A 5,107-nucleotide genomic window follows, 5' to 3' on the forward strand; every position below is an offset into this window, starting at 1 on the left:
CACTTGCCGTATCGCTCATGCATATCGCGCCACGGACAACCGACCCGCAGCACGTGAAGCATCCCGTTCAAAAAGCACCGATTATCATGCAACGGGCGCGACTTGCGCCCGCGTTCCCTCGGTAAAAGTGGCTCGATGATCCGCCACTCTGCATCGCTCAAATCGCCACGTGCCAAAACTGCCTCCTAAAAGGTAGTCTTGAATCAGACCAAAGCTGATTTGTGAACCCACTTTGTCAACATCGCCTAAGGTCCAACCAAAGTTGTGCGGCTTGAGTAGAACTCATAATTGCGGCCAGCGGCTGATTGACTTCATGCGCAATTGAAGCGGATATTTCGCCGACCATGGCGAAACGGGAGGCTTGCTCAAGCTCAAGCCTCGATTTTTCCAAAGCCTCCTCCATTGTGACTCGATTGCTGATGTGTAAGCGCGATTTTCACTGCACGTTGACGCCAACGCGTTAGTTGGTATCGGCTCCGCTTGGAACGGTATTGTGTCAGGCGGCTTCGGGTCACCGTTGACGAGCTCTTACAGCTGCCACCTCGAGTATTGGAGTTTGTGCTTTGTCCGAGGTCGCGAGCTCAGACAGCGATTTGACCATCTCAATGAGATCGTTCATCACCGAACGCAGCGCTGGCCAGGGAAATTCGTCACATTCAGGCGATGCTATTCCGAGTGTCAGAACAGCCTGCAGCTTGGCGATCATCCCTTCGATGGACTGCGCGGGCATATCCCATAATTCTGCCGCCAAGGCGAGCTCACGATCGGCGGCCACGCGCTCGGCTTCCCGGGCTCTTGTGTACCCCATGACCTGGTCTGCGGCGCTCCAACGACGGAGTTGTACCGATAGCTTCTCCTTGGCCCTATCGCGGGCCTCCTCGTTGTCCGGACCTTCTAGCCAATATTCGATGTCCGCTTCGTTTTGGATGACGACCGGTTCAAGCGTGCCGGGGACCTCAATCTTAACCATCGGGAAGCCCACAGCCTCGACCAACTGGGTCTCGAGATGCTGTTGCAGACGGCAGCTCAGTTCGAACTCGCGGTGGGCTTCGTGCCATTCCAGCCATTTTGCCAGGGCCGGATCGGCATCGGCGCCACTGCCGTCGCGATCCTGCACGCGCGCCAGAAAATCTGTCGTGTACGAAAGAATGTTTAGACGGGTATTTGAAGGCAAAGTTCTGCTATTCTCAGAATCAGCCATGATCCGAGCTCCCGATAGCTTGGTTGTGGTTAGGCTGCATTCGGTGTTCCTAGCACCGGTTGCAGCCACAGTTTACTTGACCTTGGCCCTTTCGGCATTGAGTTGCAGACTCAAGCAACGCCTTGAATACCATACGAGATAAAAGTGATCAATTCGAAATCAGATGATGTCAATAAAATCACCGGCGCACAGCTGCGTGCGGCGCGAGCATTGATCCGTTGGAGTGCAAAAGACCTTGCAAAAGCAGCTGGCATTGGTGTTGCCACGGTGAGCCGGGCTGAAGTAGAGGATGGCGTCCCGTACATCACAAATGCGAACTTGAATGCTATTCGCACGGCTTTGGAGGCAGCTGGGATCGAGTTCATTTCAAAAAACGGTGGTGGGGTAGGGGTGCGGTTCAAGAAGCCGGTGTAGGCCTTGAGAGGCGGCCCTGACACGTAGACATGGTGTTTTTCCAGGTCTCAGGCAGGACAGTGCCATTCAAGAGACCACGGTATCATGAAGTAAGCCTCGAGCGGGACGGCGGAGGTGGGTGTGATCTGATGGACGGGTTTGCAGATATTACGGCGGTGGGGCAGGGGTGAGGTTCAAGAAGCCAGTGCAGGGCCTGAGAGGCGGCCCTGACGCGCAGACATAGTGTTTCTCCAGGTCTCGGGCAGGACAGTGCCACTCAATGGCCGGACTCTAATCCATTCTGGAGGAAATTCTCAGTGGCAGGTCACCGGAGGTAGATTTAGAGTTACAATGACTGGTATCTGCCCATTCAGGCTGCTCTTGATACTTGTTTCAGACTGGAAAACTTGCTGGCCCTCGCTCAATGTGGCAAGAAACTGACCGAAGCTTTCGTCGTCTTCGGGCAAGAAATCGCTGAGGTATTCAAAAAAATCCGACTTTTCTGAAATGCCCATCAAGCGAAGCGCAGTTTGATTGACGTCCGTGATGCGCACCATCTTCCTGGCTCTGACGATGAAGTCGGGATTATTATCGAGGAACGATTTGAAATCGACGACACCTGATGCTTTTATCGCATCGATTTCCGCTTTGACGGGGCGCAGATCGTGCTCCCATATGGCGACGGGCAACGTTTCGAATATCGTCCTGTAGCGAAATTCGCTCGCCCGGAGAGCTGCGTCTGCGGCTTTCCGAGCTGAAATATCGATTGTGGTGACGATGATCATCAAGGGAGCCTCCGGTCGAGGCTGCTCCGCCCGCCATCGGCTGTAAACGTTGATCGAGCGTCCACTTTTCGTGATAACCTCGAGCTCTCCCTCCCAGCTTCCTGTCTCCACGAAGCAACGCTCAGGGTCGGCACGTCCTTCACCACCTTGAACTGCCAGCACTTCCCAGTGGAATTTGCCCAGCACCTCGCTGGCGTGGTAGCCGAAAAGCCGTTCCGCGCCATGATTCCAGTAGCAGATACGGCCTGTTCCATCGCGGAGGAAGATAGCGTCACTCGTTAGTTCCAAAAGCCGAGCTTGCGCTTGCAGGATTAGTCGATCACCTGCTTGTTTGGTGAGTAGGATTGCCGTCGTTACATTGGCGAAAAGACTAAAGATCAAACGTAGGGTGGGTAGCGTCTCTGTGGCGAGACCGTGCGAAATGAAAAAGCTGAGTAGCGTGAGCACTGCGCAGCCACCGGAAACCAATTTGACGGTAATTCGGCTCGCCGAATCGCTGGCGACAATAAGGCAAAGAACATACATCACCGCCACTGCTGTAGCGTGTCTGCTCAGTGTGTCGGCCACGAAAATCAAGATTGCGAGAGCAATTGCGACGTGCAGTCGGTATTTGAAAGCTCGCTGGAAGAGACTAAGCTCAATCCGTTGGCTGTCCCATCGTTTGATTTGTTCGCGGCCCATCTCCAACCCCACCCGATCAGCGCAGATCTCGCCCAGCTCGATCGGTTTGCGTTCGCTGCCATTTTGAATAGGTTTTGTGCTGGCGGATCTTGCACGATCGTCCGCATTTTTGGATTCTTTAGGCTTCATGCACATCATTCACACAGCGCGAATTCCCTGATCGCAACGCCATCCTTGGCCTGTGTTGTGATCGGCTCGCGCTTCAAATACCTGCTCCTGAAGATGTTCGGTCGCTGTCAGCAGCTTGACGTGCGTTCGGCGGACGTCTCGCGGATCACCGCAGGCTTACGGGCGCCGCCCGATCGCCTGCGGTGATCCGGGCAGCAGATATCGCTAAACCGCTCAGTGAATATCTGTTTGCCGCGGAGCGAGGCCGCCTTGAGGATCTATCTCAAAAGTTCATTTTCCCGAGCCATCTCTGATGTTTGCCAGCCGCCGCGTTCATTCAAGGGATCGGCTTTCCCTCGTCATCAATGCGCTCGATCTTGCTCGAGCCATCCGCCCCGACAAGAGCATCGAGACGGCGTTTGCCCGTGGTGTCGATAAGGACGACACCCGAGCCGCCAGCATTGTTCAGAAACAGATAGGAAGAGGCTCCACCCGGACGATCGAATTTGACATGCGCTCCCTTGTCGTCGATTTCCATGGCTGCGGACGGCCAGGATGGATTTGGATTAGCGAGAACGACGGTCGGGCGATCCGCGGTGTCTAGCTTCACGGAAGCCCCGGTTGTGCCGTCTTTACGCAACAACAGGATCGTCGGTCCGCTGCCTTTTGCAGAAAGGATCACCCGGGCCTGTCCCTGTTCGTCTACGATTCGGATCTCCTGCGTAGTCACGGGCGGCGGCAAATCAGCCATTGTTTTCTCCTGGCGCGGATGAGGGATCGTCGGTGTTTGGCGTCGTTATGGTCGAGCCGGCGCGAAGGGCCGATGTGATGCTTTGAAAGCCTTCTCGGAAATGTTCGGTGACGGCATCAGCGCGTGATAAGCCCACATCGAAGATCCAGTGCTGCAGTCGGGGAGTATGAGCCAATCCGCGTTCGACGACCCGCGTCTGAACCTCGATGATCTCGATTACGGCTCTCATCATGTCGAGCGCAACGTCGCCCGTTTGGCTTGAGGTTAAGCGGGAATCGAGAAGGCTCGGTGCGAAGGCGACACTCCGATCGCCTCGATAGACTGCAGCGCGGGCAACTGCCTTAACGGCGTGAGCTGTTGTTGCTGCTGTCCATGAAGACGGATTGCCAAGGCCGATCACCAAAAGCGCTGCGGCCCTGATCGTTGAGGGAGGCTTGCTAATCAGCAGGGTTTCCATGAAGTCGGCTTTGAATTCACCGCTACGACAAAGTTCGGCGAGCCCGCCGGAAAGAGCTTGATCCAGATGTAGCAGGCCGCCTTTTAAACCGGCTTCCGCGATTTCGTGAGTGAACATGCAGACGGCCGACAAATCGACCTCGGCATGGGCCGCATCCCAGGCGGCAACTTCCAATGAAACTCCCCGCCAAACTCCAATTGATTGCGACTGCGTCATCAACAGCACTCTGGCTCCTCTGAAGGCTTAACCATGTCAGGCGCATGCGCGAGGCTGGCTGGCTGGTCCGTCAAGTCAAGCACATAACTTGAATTATCGGGGAGAGACGGCATTCCGCGCTTGTCTATAGATACTGTAATCGAACAATAGCTTCTGAAATAAGATACGTCGGTACAGATCGTTGGTGGTGATCGGCTATTGGTTACCGAGGCTCAGGCCATACGCTGCGGAACCCATAGGTCAGTCATGGAGGTGGCAAGCTTGGGCCTGATGTCCGCGGCAAGGGCGGCCGGGTGGGAAGGGGGCGGAGCCCCCCCAGACTGCTGACAAACCTCTGGCTTTGGCCGGAGGTTTTTGATTCAATGGGACATGTTGAAGAAACCTGCTGCCGAACAGACGGGTCTCGAGATGGTGACGCTCGACAGCCTGGTGCCGAGAGATCATCTGCTTCGCAAGATCGATGCGGTGATCGACTTTACTTTCATCGATGATCGCGTTGCGGGATTGTATTGCGC

Annotated in this window: 6 protein-coding genes and 1 pseudogene; 2 read left to right on the forward strand and 5 right to left on the reverse strand. The window is 55.4% G+C overall.

Going from position 1 to position 5,107, the window contains the following annotated elements; all coding sequences use genetic code 11:
• Together QD409_RS35055 and QD409_RS35060 are read right to left on the reverse strand one after the other, a co-directional pair.
• Positions 1–176 (reverse strand): transposase (locus tag QD409_RS35055; protein WP_430762497.1); only part of this gene is annotated, 176 nt, incomplete at its 3' end.
• A gap of 335 nt (positions 177–511) precedes the next feature.
• Positions 512–1,201, reverse strand: a complete 690-nt coding sequence (locus QD409_RS35060; RefSeq protein ID WP_430764992.1) for a hypothetical protein — start codon at positions 1,199–1,201, stop codon at positions 512–514.
• 144 nt (positions 1,202–1,345) lie between these two features.
• Here QD409_RS35060 and QD409_RS35065 point away from each other — a divergent pair, with 144 nt between their 5' ends.
• On the forward strand, positions 1,346–1,615 hold the full coding sequence (locus QD409_RS35065; protein ID WP_430764993.1) for a helix-turn-helix domain-containing protein: 270 nt from the start codon (positions 1,346–1,348) through the stop codon (positions 1,613–1,615).
• A gap of 293 nt (positions 1,616–1,908) precedes the next feature.
• On the opposite strand, the gene QD409_RS35070 is transcribed toward QD409_RS35065, so the two are convergent.
• From QD409_RS35070 to QD409_RS35080, 3 genes are all read right to left on the reverse strand, one after another.
• Complete coding sequence (locus tag QD409_RS35070) at positions 1,909–3,189, reverse strand: PAS domain-containing protein (protein WP_430764994.1); 1,281 nt, start codon at positions 3,187–3,189, stop codon at positions 1,909–1,911.
• Positions 3,190–3,505: 316 nt separating this feature from the next.
• Positions 3,506–3,919, reverse strand: a complete 414-nt coding sequence (locus QD409_RS35075; RefSeq protein ID WP_430764995.1) for a hypothetical protein — start codon at positions 3,917–3,919, stop codon at positions 3,506–3,508.
• Positions 3,912–4,592, reverse strand: a complete 681-nt coding sequence (locus QD409_RS35080; protein WP_430764996.1) for a M17 family peptidase N-terminal domain-containing protein — start codon at positions 4,590–4,592, stop codon at positions 3,912–3,914. The genes QD409_RS35075 and QD409_RS35080 overlap by 8 nt, the downstream gene beginning before the upstream one ends.
• A gap of 369 nt (positions 4,593–4,961) precedes the next feature.
• On the opposite strand from QD409_RS35080, the pseudogene QD409_RS35085 reads away from it, so the two are divergent.
• A pseudogene (locus tag QD409_RS35085) lies at positions 4,962–5,107 on the forward strand (IS5/IS1182 family transposase); the annotation flags it as partial.

The organism is Rhizobium sp. BR 315, from assembly GCF_050577975.1.
Taxonomy (GTDB): Bacteria; Pseudomonadota; Alphaproteobacteria; order Rhizobiales; family Rhizobiaceae; genus Rhizobium; species Rhizobium miluonense.